We start from the raw sequence: 15,054 nt of genomic DNA, 5'->3' as shown, positions 1-15,054 counted from the left end.
GGTTGGCTTGGTTGGCTTGGTTGGCTTGGTTGGCTTGGTTGGCTTGAAAACTACCAAATTTTACACCAGCAAACGCAAAGTTTTAAATTTAGCACTTCAAATTTCTAAAAATACTAAAAATAATATGTAAAAAATTATATAAAATAATATGATTTTGCCTTATGAGAGGTAAAATTTGGAGTAAGAGACAAGTGAAAATTAAATTTGATCTGTTATGTGAGCATAAAAACATCTAAATTCAAAAGATCAGAAGTGTAAAAACTTTTAAATTTAAATAACTAGAAGTGTCAAAACTTTTCAATTTAATAAAGTTAGCAGATTACAGGTGCTTTTTTTAAAAAAAAGATATGCTATGCCAGCTTTGGTAAATCAAGCGTTTAAAATAGCTTATTTTTGTTTTAAGAAAATTTATAAACCTAAAATGCAAGGTTGAAAAATCGCACGAGTGCCATAAAGCTTTAAATTTGAAGTAGTAAATTTAGCTCATAAATTTACCAAACCAACCTTCAAAACATGCTCTTTTAGTCCGCTTGGTATCTCGCCATTTTCAAGTGCCATTAGCTCGCTCACTCTTAGGACGTAAAAGTCTTGCAAGCTTCTGTTAGCACTTTTCTCAAGTTTTTTTGCTAGCGTGTCAAAGATATAAAACTCAGCCTCATTACTAGCTAGCAAAAAGTCAGCCCCACTATCAAATGCAGCAAAAACTATCTTGCTAGCAAGTTTGCAAGCTAGCTCTTCATTAATCTTTAAAAGCTCAAATCCACAAGGCGTTTTAGCGTTTAGCTCTATAAAATTTGCCTTGTATGCGCTTAAATTTGCGGGCAGTTTATCTTTTATGGCTATTTTAAAATCTTTAAATTTGCTAAGTTTTTCTATCTTTTCAAGCTCGTTTTCATATTTTTGCGCAGCTTTTACGCCTAAAATTTCTTTGAAAAATTTAATCGCCTCGCTGTAAATTTCACTTCCACCAAAGAGCAAATCATCAAGCTCACAGGCTATCAAAACGCCGTTTTTACCGCCAACTAGCTTTAAAATTTCATCGTTTTTCTTATTTTTGTAAAGATGATGGGCTAGCATTATCGCGGCAGCTCCTATAAAATTTGGCTCATACTCTTTCACAAAATCAGCGTAAAAATAGGGCCTAAAGCTAGCGTAAAGCTCTTTGTCGGCTCTTTTGCAAAAGCTAGCAAATGGCTCAAATTTCGCCCAAAAATCATCATCATTTATAGCAAGGTCTAAAACCGCTCTTTTTTCATCAAGCGGGGCTATGCAAAGCTCGCTGCCAAGTTTTTGAGCTAAATTTGCAAGCGGCTGGTCGGTGCTAACTACGACGTCATTTACCTTGACAAAGCCTTCAAATGGGCTAAAGTAGGGGTCTATACTCTTTACGTGGGCAAAAAGCTCGTTTAAGTTTGCAAAGTCTGAAATCTCTAAAAAATAGGGCTTAAAATATGCCAAAACATCTCTTTTTGCGTCAAATCTAAAAATCTCAACTCTTTGCATCTGTATCCTTTTTTTGGGCTTATTTTATCCTAAATTTAAAAGGAGTTTCATTATAATAGCTCAATGGATAAAGAAAATTTTACGATTGAACGCTTTAGTAACGCATATATCGGCGATGATGCGGCGGTTGCCGGCAAAATGGTATTTAGCAAGGACATTTTTGCGCAAAATTCGCACTTTAAGCTTGGTTGGCTAAGCCTTGAAGAGATCGGCTATAAGGCGATGATCGTAAATTTTTCAGATACGATCGTGATGAATGCAAAGCCAAAGTTTGCCCTTCTAGGGCTTAGTCTGCCAAAGAGCTTCACGCCTCGGCAGATCAGCGAGCTAAGTAGCGGCATAAATAGGGCGTGCGAGGAGTTTGGCGTAAAGATAATCGGCGGTGACACGATAAGTAGCCCCATTTTAAACATAAGCGTTAGCGTGATCGGCGAGCTAAAGGGCAGGGCTGTGCTTAGAAAAAATGCTAAATTTGGAGATCTTATTGCATTTACAGGTAAGCTTGGGGGCAGCCAAAAGGGGCTAAACTCGCTTCTAAGGCTGGCTCAAATTTCTAAAAACTCACGATTTAAAAGACCTATCTTAAGAGATAAATTTTTTTACAAAGCAGCTTATCTTATAAACTCTGCCATGGATATCTCAGACGGGCTAAAAACCGACCTTGGCAAGCTTTTAAAGGCTAGCAAAAAGGGCGCTAAATTTACAAAAAAGCTAAGCAAATTTGAGCTTAATAGCGGCGAGGAGTACGAGGTTTTATTTACCTTTAACCCTAAAAATTTAAGCGCTATCAAAAGGATCGCCGCAAAAACTAGGACAAAGATCAACATCTTTGCAAAAATTTCACACAAAAGGTTAAGACAAAATGCAAGAAGCCACCACTTTTAAACCACTCTATGCGCTCACTCATGCGCCCATCGAGGCATATTTTTCTAAAAATTCAGATGATTTTGTCGTGCGCGAGATACCGCTTTATGAATTTAGTGGCGACGGCGAGCACTTGATCGTTGAAATTTCTAAAAAAGATATGACGACAAGCGACGCTTTGCACGCCTTAAGCGAGGTTACAGGGGCTAAGATGCGCGACTTTGGCTATGCTGGGCTAAAGGACAAGCAGGGCATGACGACGCAGTTTATCTCGATGCCTCGTAAATTTGAGAGTGCGCTTGCAAACTTTAGCCACGAAAAGATGAAAATTTTAAATTTAAACGTGCATAAAAATAAGCTTCGCATCGGACATCTAAAAGGCAATAGCTTTTTCATCCGCCTAAAAAAGGTGCTGCCAAGTAGCGCTAAAAAGCTCGAGCAAGCCTTTGTCAGCATCGATAAAATGGGCTATGCAAACTACTTTGGCTACCAGCGCTTTGGTAAATTTGGCGACAATGCTGAAACTGGCCTTGAGCTACTTAAAAATGGCACGATAAATGGCAAAAAGAGCAAAAATGTAAAGCTAAATGACTTTTTGATCTCAGCCTATCAAAGCGATCTTTTCAACCGCTATCTTAGCAAAAGGGTTGAAATTTCAAGGTTTGTAAGCGACTTTAGCCTAAATGAGCTAGGTGAAATTTATAAAAAATTTAGCAAAAACGATCTAAAAGCGATGAAGGCGCAGGAGAGCTTTTTTAAGCTTTTGCCAGGAGATGTTTTGGGGCACTATCCATTTGGCAAGCTCTTTTTGTGTGAAAATTTAGATCAAGAGGCGCAAAGATTTGCTAAGCGCGATATCACAAGCCTTGGACTTATAGTCGGTGCAAAGGCCTATGAGGCAAACGGCTTGGCAAAAGAGCTTGAGGATGAAATTTTCGCTGAGGCAGTTTTGCATACTTCAAAGATCGCTGGCTCAAGGCGCTTTAACTGGGCGTATCTTGAAAATACAAGCTACAAATACAACGAAGAAAATGCTCATTTTAGTCTAAATTTCACACTTCAAAAGGGCTCATACGCCACAGTTGTGCTAGAAGAAATTTTGCATAAAAATATATTTGAGTAGGGTAAATTTAAAGATAGATTTAAAAGTGTGGCTGGCTAAATTTAGCTGGTTTAAATTTAAAAAGGTCCAGCTCTCGCTAGACCTAAAAACATTAAATTTAAGAAGTAAAAGAGGTAAAAACTTAAGTTCTAAAGACGCTAAGTTTAGTATTTAGCGCATCTGTCATCTTATTTAGATGCTCAGCTGCAGAAGCTATCTCTTCGACGCTTCTAGCATTTTCAGATGAAATTTGATTGATCTCTGAGATGCCATCCATGATCTCATTTACGTTTTTGCCAGTTGCGATGTAGTCTTGCATAGTCTTATCAGACATCGCTATGGCGTTATTCATCGTCTCGCTCATGTTATTTATAGTCTTTTCAACATCGCTTGCTACATGGGTTAGCTCTTGAATTTGCTTAGAGTTGATACCCATTTGCTCGCTACTATCATTGATCGCTTGAACGATAACGTTGATAGTTGCATTTATCTCTGTTAGAGATTTTTGAGTTCTCTCAGCTAGCTGTCTAACTTCATCAGCCACGACTGCAAAGCCACGTCCATGCTCGCCTGCACGAGCTGCTTCAATGGCAGCGTTAAGGGCTAGTAAATTTGTCTGATCAGCGATGTCGTTGATAACCACAAGGACTGATTTAACCTGCTCAGCATCACGGCTAAGCTGCTCGATCTTGCCAGCCATTTGATTTTCAACATTAGCAGAGTCTATGATCTGAGATGATAGGGCTCTGATAGCCTCAGTAGCTGTTTTTATATGAGTGCTTGCCTTTTGAAGGTCATCTTTACCAGCTTGAGCAATTGAAAGTGACTCTTTCATGCTTTCTTGCATAGACTTGCATCTTTGATTTGTCTCTTCAACGATCTGGGTTGATTCTTCTACGCGTTTGCCTGTTTGAAGTGAGGTAGAGCTTAGCTCGTTAGCAACTGAGCTGTTTTCACTTGAAAGGTTTTTTGTATCGCTTATAAGCACTCTTATGCGCTCTATGAAGTTATTTATATCATTACTTATTTTAGCTATCTCATCTTTGCCGTAGATTGGGATTTTAAGAGTAAAGTCAGATGTTATAGCATTTAAATTTGCTCCTAGTCTATCGATAGGATTTGCAACTAGCTTTTTAAGCAAGAAGATAGATACTATGATAAGAAGCAAGGTAACTATAATGCTTGCGATGATGAAATTTTTGCTAACTACTTTTTGAGGTGTTAAAAAGTCATCAGTAACAGCTGAGCCAAGCACTATCCAGTTAAGCTTGTCAAATGGCTCAAAAGCAACCACTCTCTCAACTCCGTCAGTATTTATGAGTTTGACACCTTCTCTAGTTTTTACTATGTCATCAACTATATCTTTTAGCTGACCTTCTGGTGCTTTGCCAGCTAGTCTTGGGTGGATGTCATAGACATTTGTCTTTGTATTAAAGATTGAGAAGTAGCCACGCTCGCCTAGCTTCATTTGTGCCATTGTCTTTTGAAGATCTTCTAAGCCTTCAGTAAAGTCGTAACCTATAAATAAAACAGCTACAACCTCGCCGTTTTGAACGACTGGCTCATAGACACACATATAGTTTCTACCAAAAATATTTAAAGCTCCAACATATGTCTCTTTGTTCATCATCTTTGGATAGATCGTTTTATTTAGCATACCAAGCGCTCTACTGCCATCATCTAGTAAAAGTGAAGTAGATACAGCAGCAAATTCATTGCCTGATTTTGCAAAGATGGTTGGGATACCGCCGTTTGTTAGCTTTTTGATCTTATCAGAAATTTCATGGTTGTTATTTAGCACGCCCATTTTGTCTGAGATAAGCTCTAAAGCGTCGTCGTTTTCTGTTTTTATGGTTTGGCTAGTGGCTCTTATATTACCTAAAGCCTCTTTTAAGACATGCATATATAGTTTTGCATTATCTTCGTTATCTTCATCAAATAGCTCAACTGTGTCCATCGCAAGCGCAACGTTTTGCTGGATAGTTGTTTCTACTCCCTCCTTGATCTCACGCTCTAAGACATGTGATATAAAAAATACAAAGCAAGCCATACAAATGGCAAGAACTAAAGCGATGATCGCTGAGACCTTGACTAAGATGCTACGCAAATTCATCTATATCCTCCTTGGTTTAGATTTTAAGGGTTTATTATACAAATTTTTTCTCGTAAAACATATAGAATTTTGGGGAAAAATAACGAATTTTAAATTTTTGTTTGCTTTGTATTTATAATTATAACTTTTATGAAACTGGAGTAAAAATTTATAAAAAATTGCTATTTAAATTTAGCTTTTTAAGCAAAATTTATAGTTTGGCAAAAGCAAGAAATTTGCGCTTTTGAGGGATTAAAATTTAAATTTGTATCTTTTTGTTGATTTGTAGTCTATTTTATTAGATTGGTTTAAGGCTCAAAGTAAAATAACAAAAAAGTGAAATTTGTAGCGTTTTACTCTTGATTTTGTGAAGAAATTTTAAAAAGATTAAATAAAAAAATTAATTTCATACCAAGTTGTGACAAAATTTAGGCTCAAAAATCAAAAAATTTCTTAGATAAATTTACAAAATTTAATGAAAAATTTGGTCGCAGGGTAAATTTATATATTTTTAAATATAATCACGCTCTGGCACGGTAAGCGGTCGCTTTTGCATCTTGCAAAAGAGGAAAGTCCGAGCTGCGATAAGACAAAGTTCCATCTAACGGATGGCTAGGGAAACCTAAGGGATAGTGTAACAGAAAGCAAACTTCCGCCTTGGCGGTAAAGGTGAAACGGCGGGGTAAGAGCCCACCGGCACGCTTGGTAACTTGCGTGGCCATATAAACCCAACTTGCAGTAAGAAGGGATGGTTTTGGTCTTATATTAAAACCCTTCGCTAGAGCTTGTTTGTAAAAGCAAGCGTAGATAAATGATCGCTCAAGACAGAACTCGGCTTAACGCCGTGCCTCCCTTAAATTTAGAGTAAATTTTAATTAGTTGGTAAATTTAAAAGATTTTCAAGACAAAAACGGCAAATATGCCGTGCCTTGAAAGTTTGAGATTAGATTAATTTTTTACGTATTTTTGAGCTTTTTGTAGTTTTGTAAGCTCGTTTTGGATGTGTGAAGATTTGGTTTTAAAAAGCTCTATCGCACCACCTATTAGCGCTTGTGCTTCTTGAGCTGAAGCTAAGCTTTTAAACATATCTTCGCTAAAGCTTTGTGATAGTGCAGCTAGCTTTCTTGTATCTTCGTTTATTAACGCTAGCTTAAATTCATTGATCCAGCTATTCACCTGATGTTACCTCCCTCCATGCTTCTGATAACTGCTTTACGACATTTGTTACTTCATTTAGCGCGTTAATATCATTTTGGATATTTGCCATAGCAAGAAGCTGCATCTGTCTTGTATAAAGTCCGCTAAGATAGTGAGCCACGTCGCCTTGAGAATAATCAAGCGAGTTTAAAAGCTCGACAAAGATAGCGTTTGCTCTGTTTATATAATAGACTTTTTTCTCTATATCTCCAGCTTCGATCGCTTTTTTGGTGCGAAATATAAATTTCAAAATTCCGTCATAAAGCATTTCTATTAATTTAGTCGGGGACTCGATGCCCCCGAAACTCGACTGTGCGTATGCACTATATGCACTTTGATTCATTTTTCTCTCTTAGTTCTTATTGTTTAGCTCAGCATCTATCATTGATTTTAGAGTTGAGAACTGATTTTCTAAACTTGCGATGATAGCGTTATACTTGATGAAGCGCTCTTGCATCGTTGTATATTTCTCATCTAAAAGCTTTTGAGTGCTCTCTTTGTTTTTAGTGATAGACTCACTCTCATCTTTTAGCTGATTTTGCATAGCGATCATCGTGCCATCTTTGCCAACGACACCATCAAGCATCTTATTAAGTCTTGTAAATAGACCATCTGTCTTTTTGGTCACTGGATTTACAGTTGCTTCGCTCATGCCTAGGCTTGCAAGGGCTGTGCTGTTGCCTTTTATCTCCAAACTTTGACCGTCATTTCTTTTTAAAATGATCCTCTTGCCACTTTTATCAAGGCTAGCTGTAACACCCTCGATACCAGCGTCATTTATAGCTTGTTGAAGCTTTAGAGCGTTGTCCTCAGCTGTCCCGCCAGCTGCGGTTGAGAAGATAACTGACTTGCCATTTATCGTTAGATCGCCAGCTGCTATGTTTAGAGCTCCGGCGCTAACTAGTGAATTTCCCATGTGAGTTATCGGCTCAGTCTTGTTTGATCCCATGAAAAATTTCTGAATTTCCTCAGGATCTTTGCTAAGAGCTGCGTTAAATTTATTTAGATCAAGCTGAAGCTGACCATCTTTATCTGGCACTATGCCAAATTTACTTAGCGCTTTGCCTTCACTATCTTGACCATTTACAAGACGTCCGATGTTTGATCTAAGGCTTGAAATTTCACTCACACCTTGAAAAGTACCAGCGCCTTTTTCTTCGTCATATTTTGTAGCGATCTCAAGGTTCATAGTCATTAGGTTGTAGTCTTTTATAAACTCTTCAACCGCTTTTACGACCTCTTCAGTGTTTTGAGAGACGCTGACATTTGTCCTGCCAGTCTCATTTAGAGTGATATTTACGCCAGGTCTTAGATCATCAAAGCTATTTTTGCTTCTTTTGATATTTACGCCGTTATATGTAAATTCTGCATCTTGCGCTTTTAGAATTCTATTTTTCTCCAAATTTGATGTCATCTTTGGCGTGCCATCAGGATTTGTTAGCGCTGTGCCGTGCTCGTCTGTGTCTTGAAACTGCGTATCATCCCAGCCAAGCTTGTCTAAAATGCCAGATGTATCGTTTGAAATTTTGATAGTCTGCGTCGCACCAGTTTTGCCTGATTGAAGCATTATTTGATTTGGCTTATCGCCACCAACATTTAAAATTCTAGCTTGCAACTTGCCACCACTTACGTCATTTATCTTATCAACGATATCTTGATATGTTGTCGATCTTGTCACGCCGATAGAGAACTTTTGTCCGTCGATCTCAACGTCAAATGAGCCAGTGCTTGTTGCGCCCACTATCTCTGAAGCTTTTTTGAAATTTTTGCTTTGAAATGTATCTTTTTGAGCAAGTTTTTGCACGTCGATACTAAAGCTTTGTACGCTAACGCCGTTTGCTGCAGAAGCTGTGACGCTTGAGCCTGCGTTGTTTGTATTTCTCTTTAGATACAAAGCCTCGCCGCCAAGTGTTTTGCCGCTCACATTTACGTTACTAACAAGAGTTTTTAGAGCCGCAAGGTCCTTTTGCTTAAGCTCATTTTTCTCTAGTCTTGTTGTAAGTGGTTTGATCTGTCCAGCCTCATCAGCCTCTTTTAGTTTCTTGATAAGCTCATCGTTTAGGCCGCTATTTTTTGTACCGATGCCTAAATTTGTTACGTTACCTACTGCCATTTTTAACTCTCCTTGTCAAAAAGTATTCCGATACTTTCTTTGAAATACTCGCTGATTTTTATAGCTTCTTTGCTTGGAAGCTGTGTTATCTCTTCGCCTGTTTTGGCGTCTTTTACTTGCACTACCATTAAATTTAACTTCTCGTTGTAAGCAAATCTTACATTAGTATCGAGCTGTTGCATCTGATAGTTTAGCCTATCAGTGACCTCTCTTGTCTTTCTAGCAAGATCCTCGTTGCTAAGTCCGTCAAGCTCGTTAGCATCCTTTGATTTGCCGTTTTTATCGGCATTTACTTTGACATCAGAGTGCTCGATAGGTCTGCTATCAATCTGACGCTGAGCAGACGTGCTCATGTTTGCATCAAGTGTTTGATTTGCCGCTGCTTTGAAAATTTCCATAGTTTTACTCCTTAAAACTTACGCTAGCTCCTACATCGGTAAAATTTTAAATTCCTTTAGTATTTATATAAATTTTTGATTATTTAGGTTAAAATCGAGCAAAATTTATAGGACGGGATATGAAAATTTCATTTGAATGCGACTGCATTTTGCTGCAAAAGACCTTGCTACTTTTTTGTGGAAATTTAGCCGCTCATCATAAGGATTGTGATTTTGTAGTAAGTGACCGCGAGATCGTCACAAAAAAACCGCTATTTATAATAGGTAAGAACGCTCATCTCTCTCATCCATTCACAAGAGCCACTCTTCTTGATACGCTTGAGGAGTTTTACTCAGCCACGCAAATTTCAAAGGCAAAAGAGTCAGATCAAATAGTAAATGAAAAGAGTTTGGAGCAAAAAGTATCACTCTTAATCGATAAATTTAAAGCTGATCTGCTTGAAATTTTAAGGGCAAATCAGTGAAGCTTTATACCAAAATTTCAAGTGGTAAATTTAAAGGCAAAAGGCTTGAGCTACCAAGTCTAAGCACGACTAGAAGCACAAAAAGCATCGTAAAAGAGTCCTTTTTTAACGTCATTAGAGATGAAATTTACTCACTTACATTTATGGAGGGCTTTGGCGGAAGCGGCGTGATGGCAAGCGAGGCTGTTAGCAACGGAGCGCGCGAGGCCATCGCTATCGAAAAAGATAGAGCTGCTTTTAAGATCACACAAAGCAACCTTGCAAGCCTGCAAAGTCCAAATTTAAAAGCGATAAATGGCGATAGCTTTGCGCTTTTGCCTGATCTTGTAAATTCGCAAAATGGCAAGGTTTTGCTCTATCTTGATCCGCCATTTGACATAAGAGCTGGTTTTGATGATATCTACGAAAAGCTTGTAAATTTGATCTCACAACTAAAAAAAGAGAAAATTTATATGATAGTTTTTGAGCATAACAGCGACTTTAAATTTGGCTATGAAATTTCTACGTATAAGCTTGTTAAATTTAAAAAATTTGGAGCCACATCTCTCTCTTATTTTCAGTAAATTTTGGAACATCTTTTGCTTTAAAAACCTAAAATAGCTAAATTTTAGGAAAAAATATGAAAAAAATTTTATCTTTTGTAGCAGCTTCAGTGATAGCTACTTCAGCCTTTGCTACGCAGATAAAAGAGCTTGCAAACATCGTTGGCGTAAGGGATAATCAGCTAATAGGCTATGGTTTAGTTGTCGGACTAAACGGCACAGGAGACGGCTCAACGTCAAAATTTACGATCCAGTCGCTATCAAACATGCTTCAAGGCGTAAATGTCAAGATAAATCCAGATGATATCAAGTCTAAAAACGCAGCTGCTGTTATGGTGACAGCAAAATTGCCTGCATTTGCAAGGCATGGCGATAAGCTTGATATAGAGATCTCGTCTATCGGCGATGCAAAAAGCTTGCAAGGTGGCACACTTCTTATGACCCCACTAAAAGGCGTTGATGGCGATATCTACGCTTTGGCCCAGGGGCCTCTTAGTATCGGTGGCAAGAGCGCAGGCAGAAGTGGCGGCAACCACCCAACCGTTGGCACTATCTTAAATGGCGCCCTTGTGGAGCGTGAAGTCACTTACGATATATACAACCAAGATAGCATAAAACTAAGCCTAAAAGATACAAATTTTAAAACCGCTCTTGATATCCAAAATGCCATAAATGCAAACATCTCAGACGATACCGCAAAGGCGATCGATCCAAGAACGGTTATTGTTAAAAAGCCAGATGATGTTAGCATCATCGAGCTTGCAAGCGCTGTGCTTGACCTTGATGTGGAGTATAAGCCAGATGAGAAGATCGTAGTTGATGAGAGAACTGGCACGATAGTTAGCGGTATAAACGCAGTAGTTAGTCCAGTCGTGATAACTCACGGCGCTATAACTATAAAGATAGAGCCAAACAGCTACGAAGAGGCGGCGCAAAATGATGTAAATATAGGTAGCGACACCTCGGTGGCTCCTAGTCAAAATTTACTTAAAATTTCAGGCGAGAAAACAACCGTTGCAAACGTGACAAGAGCGCTAAACAAGCTTGGAGCAACACCAAGCGACATCATCTCGATACTTGAAAATTTAAAACGAGTTGGCGCGATACAAGTCGATCTGGAGATAATATAATGCAAATAGACAACACCCTAGCACTAAATTCATATAGTGATATCTCAGCAAACAAGATAAAAAACGCAAATGCCAAACAAGATGCACTTTTAAAAGAGCAAACTGATGCTTTTGAAGCATTTATGGTAAAAGCTGTTCTTGATATCGCTTTAAAAGAAGATGATAAGAACTCACTCTATCCAAAAGCCGCTGGCAGCGACATTTACAAGTCTATGTATAACGACGCTATGAGCAAAGCTTTGAGTGGAAATTTAGGTTTTTCAGAACTTTTATACGATTTTTTGAAGAGAGACTCTTAAGTAAATTTATATTTTGCCGATGTAGTGATATAAACATTTTATTTTAAGAGGTATGGATATGATAACTCCTTTGAACCAAAGACCAAACTACCAGGCAAATACGCTAAATAAAAATAGCGATGCTAGAGTTGAAAATGAAAACAAAGAAGTAAAAACAAACGAAAACGCAAGAGTAAAAGAGATAGCTGATGCAATAGCAAATGGCACCTATCAGGTAGATATCTCTAAAACAGCAAAAGCTGTGGCTGATGCGTTGCTCTAAATTTAAAGGAATTTAAATGATAAAGAAGCTTTTGGACGAGGCCATAGGCGAGCTAGACGAGCTTATAAATTTAACGATGCAAGATATCGCCAACATAAAAGAGGCAAAGCACTCAAGCGTTGATGAGAGTGTGAAGAAGAAAAATGCTCTCGTGCGCGCTTTTGAAGATACTAAAAGATCTTTGGATAAAGAGCTATTAAGGGTTTCAAAAGAGAGTGGCACTACGACACTTGCAAACGTTTTAGATGATGAAGTGAAGTCAAAGCTAGTGCTTATGCGTTCAAAGCTTGAAATTTTGCATAAAGTAAATAAAGAATATGCAAGACACGTCGTTGTTGTTAAGGAATTTTTTGACTCGCTTAGCAAAAAAGTCTTTGGTACTCAGACTAATGAATACGGACAAGACGGCAGCGGCACAGATAATAATTTTTACAAATCAAGGGTTTAACAAATGGCTAATATCTTTATGTCATTAGGCACAGGCGTTTCAGGGCTAAATGCAGCCCAGGTGCAAATAAGCACAACTGGAAACAACATCACAAACGCCGATAGCAACTACTACACAAGGCAGCGTGTGGTGCAGTCTGCATCTCCAGCGATGAACACTGTCCCTGGTGGCGTTGGCACAGGCACACAAGTAGATACTGTGACAAGACTTCACGATGAATTCGCCTACTCAAGGCTAAAATATTCATCATCAAATTTAGAAAATACAGGCTATAAGCAAAGAATTTTACAAGAGGCGACAAAATACTTCCCAGATCTAAAAGATAACGGCATGGTAAAAGATATACAGGAGTATTTTGCTGCGTGGAACAACTTCGCTTCAAACCCAGACGAGGGCGCTCAAAAGGTAAATCTGATAAACAAAGCTAGCGTTTTAACAGCTAGCATCAACCGCTCATCAAAGATGCTTTATGATATGCACACGCAGATAGATGAGACTATAAAGATAAATATAAACGAGATAAACTCACTTGGCAAGCAAATAGCAAATATCAATAAACAAATTCAAAGAGTAGAGTCAGGTGCAGACGCTGGCATCAAGATAAATGCAAACGACCTTCGTGATAAGCGCGATGAGCTCGAGCTTGCTATGTCAAAGCTGGTAAATACAGCTGTTTATAAAAGCGATCTAAAAAGCGAGTCAAGGATAGATACAGGCATAAGCGATCAAGGAAGATACTACAACCTAAATATCGGCGGTGTGAGCATAGTTGATGGCGTAAATTTTCATGAAATTTCTATGAGCTCAACTGAGAGTGGGCAATACACGAAAATTTATTATGAAAGAGAAGATGGCAGACGCATCCCTATGGAGGAGAAGATCACAAATGGCAAGATAGGTGCCGCGCTTGATCTTAGAGGCCGCAACTACGAGCCAGATAATGATAAATTTAGCGATGGTATCATCCAAAAATATATAGACAATCTAAATACATTTTCAAAAACTTTAATAACTAGCACAAATAACGTCTATGCCGAGTCTGCAGTTGAAATTTCAAACTCAGATCCGATCAGCTATCTAGAAAACGACAAGACGCTGATGAACCACGACAACAGCATAAGAAATGGCAGTTTTGATGCTATCGTTTATGACAACAAGGGTAACGTCGTAGCCAAAAAGACCATCGAGATAAACGGCACAACGACGATGAACGATACAAAATACGGCAACTCTGTTGTGCAGGATTTTAACTCAAATTCAGACGATAACAACGACAACAACATGCTAAATGACGTCGATGACTTCTTTGAAGCGTCGTATTTTTATGATAAAAACACGCACCAAGGCACATTTGCGCTCATACCAAAGCAAGCTCAAGGGCTTTATAGCATCTCAATAGTCGATCACGGCACAAATTTCCCAGGCGTTGTTGGTATCAACAGATTTTTCTCTGGCACAAACTCAAATACAATAGGTATCAATCAAAATTTCACTCAAGATCACACAAAGCTTCGCGCATACTCAAAGCCAGTCGTGGGTAATAACGAAGTTGCAAACAAGATGATCCAGCTTCAGTACCAAAAGCAGACATTTTACTCAAGTGGCACTGCGCTTGATAGAGATGAGACTATTGAGGGGTATTACCGCTATTTTACGACCGATATGGCGAGCGATACTGAGGCGAACAACACTATCCACGATACAAACACATCTTTGCAAAGGACTGCTGAAGAGGAATTTCAATCAACAAGCGGCGTAGATACCAACGAAGAGCTTACAAACTTAATCCGCTTTCAAGCAAGCTACGGCGCAGCTGCAAAGATCATCACGACCGTTGATCAGATGCTTGACACGCTTCTTTCACTAAAACAATGAGCGAACTAAAGAGCCTTTTAGACACACACGTACTTAGCAAAAATACAAATTCGGGGCTATTTGACGCCCCGGACCCACTTCAAGTAGCTACTAAATTTAAAGAGCCAAACATAGCGCTCATTTGTGCGTTATTTGCTTATGGCAACGCAAAAATGATAGTTAAATTTCTAAATTCGCTTGAATTTAGCTTGCTTGATGAGAGCGAGCAAAATATCAAGAAAAATCTGTCAAATTTCAAATACCGCTTTCAAAATGAAAACGACGTAAAAGAAATTTTCATCACGCTTTCACGCCTGAAAAAAGAGGGCAACATAGAAGAAATTTTGCGCCAAGGTCTTGCAAAAAACGGCGAGATGATAGAGGGCGTAAATGAGCTTATTAAATTTATTTACGGGCTAAATTCTTACCGCTCGGACGGATATGAGTTTTTCTTTGGTAAGAGTTTTGAGAGGGAGCCACAAAGCCCATATAAACGCTACAATATGTATCTTCGCTGGATGGTGCGAGATAGTGACATCGACCTTGGACTATTTAAAAATTTGCCAAAAGATAGACTTTTGATGCCACTTGACGTGCACACACATAGGGTTTCATTAAATTTAGGACTTATAAATAGAAAGAGCTACGATTTTAAAGCGGTCATAGAGCTTACAAAAAAACTTAGAGAATTTGACGAGCTAGACCCGATAAAATACGACTTTGCGCTTTACAGGATAGGGCAGAGCAAAGAGCTAGAAACTATCGTAAAAAATCTTAAAAAATAAA

15 protein-coding genes, 1 other RNA gene and 2 pseudogenes are annotated in these 15,054 nt (G+C 38.5%); 11 read left to right on the top strand and 7 right to left on the bottom strand.

Annotated elements, in window-relative coordinates; translation table 11 throughout:
- Window positions 1-483: 483 nt before the first annotated feature.
- Window positions 484-1,503 carry a hypothetical protein gene (locus CVS81_RS09325; protein WP_107965793.1) on the bottom strand — a complete coding sequence of 340 codons (1,020 nt, stop codon included), beginning with the start codon at window positions 1,501-1,503 and terminating at the stop codon, window positions 484-486.
- Between the two features lie 63 nt (window positions 1,504-1,566).
- Here CVS81_RS09325 and CVS81_RS09320 point away from each other — a divergent pair, with 63 nt between their 5' ends.
- Both CVS81_RS09320 and truD read left to right on the top strand, forming a co-directional pair.
- Window positions 1,567-2,388, top strand: a complete 822-nt coding sequence (locus tag CVS81_RS09320) for a thiamine-phosphate kinase (RefSeq protein WP_107965792.1) — start codon at window positions 1,567-1,569, stop codon at window positions 2,386-2,388.
- On the top strand, window positions 2,366-3,490 hold the full coding sequence (gene truD / locus CVS81_RS09315; RefSeq protein ID WP_107965791.1) for a tRNA pseudouridine(13) synthase TruD: 1,125 nt from the start codon (window positions 2,366-2,368) through the stop codon (window positions 3,488-3,490). The genes CVS81_RS09320 and truD overlap by 23 nt, the downstream gene beginning before the upstream one ends.
- A gap of 121 nt (window positions 3,491-3,611) precedes the next feature.
- Here truD and CVS81_RS10235 read toward each other — a convergent pair.
- A pseudogene (locus tag CVS81_RS10235) lies at window positions 3,612-4,664 on the bottom strand (methyl-accepting chemotaxis protein); the annotation flags it as partial.
- A 24-nt stretch (window positions 4,665-4,688) separates the two neighbouring features.
- Window positions 4,689-5,519: pseudogene (locus CVS81_RS10230) on the bottom strand (Cache 3/Cache 2 fusion domain-containing protein); the annotation flags it as partial.
- Window positions 5,520-6,089: 570 nt separating this feature from the next.
- Here CVS81_RS10230 and rnpB point away from each other — a divergent pair.
- An RNA gene (gene rnpB, locus CVS81_RS09305) (RNase P RNA component class A) lies at window positions 6,090-6,416 on the top strand.
- A gap of 93 nt (window positions 6,417-6,509) precedes the next feature.
- On the opposite strand, the gene CVS81_RS09300 is transcribed toward rnpB, so the two are convergent.
- From CVS81_RS09300 to CVS81_RS09285, 4 genes are read right to left on the bottom strand one after another with little or no spacing between them, the layout of a single operon-like run.
- Window positions 6,510-6,737 (bottom strand): hypothetical protein, encoded by a 228-nt coding sequence (locus CVS81_RS09300; protein ID WP_021085119.1) that lies wholly within the window; start codon window positions 6,735-6,737, stop codon window positions 6,510-6,512.
- Complete coding sequence (fliS, locus tag CVS81_RS09295; RefSeq protein WP_009293744.1) at window positions 6,730-7,101, bottom strand: flagellar export chaperone FliS; 372 nt, start codon at window positions 7,099-7,101, stop codon at window positions 6,730-6,732. Before fliS ends, CVS81_RS09300 begins: the two co-directional genes overlap by 8 nt.
- 9 nt (window positions 7,102-7,110) lie before the next feature.
- Complete coding sequence (gene fliD, locus CVS81_RS09290; RefSeq protein WP_107965789.1) at window positions 7,111-8,871, bottom strand: flagellar filament capping protein FliD; 1,761 nt, start codon at window positions 8,869-8,871, stop codon at window positions 7,111-7,113.
- Window positions 8,872-8,873: 2 nt separating this feature from the next.
- Window positions 8,874-9,269 (bottom strand): FlaG family protein, encoded by a 396-nt coding sequence (locus CVS81_RS09285; protein WP_021089781.1) that lies wholly within the window; start codon window positions 9,267-9,269, stop codon window positions 8,874-8,876.
- A 119-nt stretch (window positions 9,270-9,388) separates the two neighbouring features.
- On the opposite strand from CVS81_RS09285, the gene CVS81_RS09280 reads away from it, so the two are divergent.
- Genes CVS81_RS09280 through CVS81_RS09245 form a run of 8 tightly spaced genes read left to right on the top strand, consistent with a single transcriptional unit; the run spans window position 9,389 to window position 15,053 of the window.
- Window positions 9,389-9,733 (top strand): ornithine carbamoyltransferase, encoded by a 345-nt coding sequence (locus CVS81_RS09280; RefSeq protein WP_107965788.1) that lies wholly within the window; start codon window positions 9,389-9,391, stop codon window positions 9,731-9,733.
- A complete protein-coding gene (rsmD, locus tag CVS81_RS09275; protein ID WP_107965787.1) occupies window positions 9,730-10,296 on the top strand; it encodes a 16S rRNA (guanine(966)-N(2))-methyltransferase RsmD in 567 nt (188 codons plus the stop codon). Before CVS81_RS09280 ends, rsmD begins: the two co-directional genes overlap by 4 nt.
- Window positions 10,297-10,352: 56 nt before the next feature.
- The gene (locus tag CVS81_RS09270; protein WP_009293749.1) at window positions 10,353-11,405 is read left to right on the top strand and encodes a flagellar basal body P-ring protein FlgI; all 1,053 of its coding nucleotides are present in this window, start codon (window positions 10,353-10,355) and stop codon (window positions 11,403-11,405) included.
- Entirely contained in the window at window positions 11,405-11,704 is a 300-nt protein-coding gene (locus CVS81_RS09265; protein WP_103605394.1) for a rod-binding protein, read from the top strand. The genes CVS81_RS09270 and CVS81_RS09265 overlap by 1 nt, the downstream gene beginning before the upstream one ends.
- A gap of 58 nt (window positions 11,705-11,762) precedes the next feature.
- Window positions 11,763-11,966: a flagellar biosynthesis anti-sigma factor FlgM gene (locus CVS81_RS09260; protein WP_035142326.1), complete on the top strand. Its 204-nt coding sequence runs from the start codon at window positions 11,763-11,765 to the stop codon at window positions 11,964-11,966.
- Window positions 11,967-11,982: 16 nt separating this feature from the next.
- The gene (locus CVS81_RS09255; protein ID WP_103605393.1) at window positions 11,983-12,414 is read left to right on the top strand and encodes a flagellar export chaperone FlgN; all 432 of its coding nucleotides are present in this window, start codon (window positions 11,983-11,985) and stop codon (window positions 12,412-12,414) included.
- Window positions 12,415-12,417: 3 nt separating this feature from the next.
- Complete coding sequence (gene flgK, locus CVS81_RS09250) at window positions 12,418-14,289, top strand: flagellar hook-associated protein FlgK (protein ID WP_002942291.1); 1,872 nt, start codon at window positions 12,418-12,420, stop codon at window positions 14,287-14,289.
- Entirely contained in the window at window positions 14,286-15,053 is a 768-nt protein-coding gene (locus CVS81_RS09245) for a TIGR02757 family protein (protein WP_107965786.1), read from the top strand. Before flgK ends, CVS81_RS09245 begins: the two co-directional genes overlap by 4 nt.
- Window position 15,054 lies beyond the last annotated feature (1 nt).

Source organism: Campylobacter concisus (assembly GCF_003049065.1).
GTDB lineage: Bacteria > Campylobacterota > Campylobacteria > Campylobacterales > Campylobacteraceae > Campylobacter_A > Campylobacter_A concisus_BE.
This window is presented reverse-complemented; position numbering and strand designations above follow the sequence as displayed.

Bases quoted from the DNA above. Each gene is read 5' to 3' on its own strand.
- CVS81_RS09325 (WP_107965793.1), bottom strand. From the start codon at position 1,503: ATGCAAAGAGTTGAGATTTTTAGATTTGACGCAAAAAGAGATGTTTTG.
- CVS81_RS09320 (WP_107965792.1), top strand. From the start codon at position 1,567: ATGGATAAAGAAAATTTTACGATTGAACGCTTTAGTAACGCATATATC.
- truD (WP_107965791.1), top strand. From the start codon at position 2,366: ATGCAAGAAGCCACCACTTTTAAACCACTCTATGCGCTCACTCATGCG.
- fliS (WP_009293744.1), bottom strand. From the start codon at position 7,101: ATGAATCAAAGTGCATATAGTGCATACGCACAGTCGAGTTTCGGGGGC.
- fliD (WP_107965789.1), bottom strand. From the start codon at position 8,871: ATGGCAGTAGGTAACGTAACAAATTTAGGCATCGGTACAAAAAATAGC.
- CVS81_RS09285 (WP_021089781.1), bottom strand. From the start codon at position 9,269: ATGGAAATTTTCAAAGCAGCGGCAAATCAAACACTTGATGCAAACATG.
- CVS81_RS09280 (WP_107965788.1), top strand. From the start codon at position 9,389: ATGAAAATTTCATTTGAATGCGACTGCATTTTGCTGCAAAAGACCTTG.
- CVS81_RS09270 (WP_009293749.1), top strand. From the start codon at position 10,353: ATGAAAAAAATTTTATCTTTTGTAGCAGCTTCAGTGATAGCTACTTCA.
- CVS81_RS09265 (WP_103605394.1), top strand. From the start codon at position 11,405: ATGCAAATAGACAACACCCTAGCACTAAATTCATATAGTGATATCTCA.
- CVS81_RS09260 (WP_035142326.1), top strand. From the start codon at position 11,763: ATGATAACTCCTTTGAACCAAAGACCAAACTACCAGGCAAATACGCTA.
- CVS81_RS09255 (WP_103605393.1), top strand. From the start codon at position 11,983: ATGATAAAGAAGCTTTTGGACGAGGCCATAGGCGAGCTAGACGAGCTT.
- flgK (WP_002942291.1), top strand. From the start codon at position 12,418: ATGGCTAATATCTTTATGTCATTAGGCACAGGCGTTTCAGGGCTAAAT.
- CVS81_RS09245 (WP_107965786.1), top strand. From the start codon at position 14,286: ATGAGCGAACTAAAGAGCCTTTTAGACACACACGTACTTAGCAAAAAT.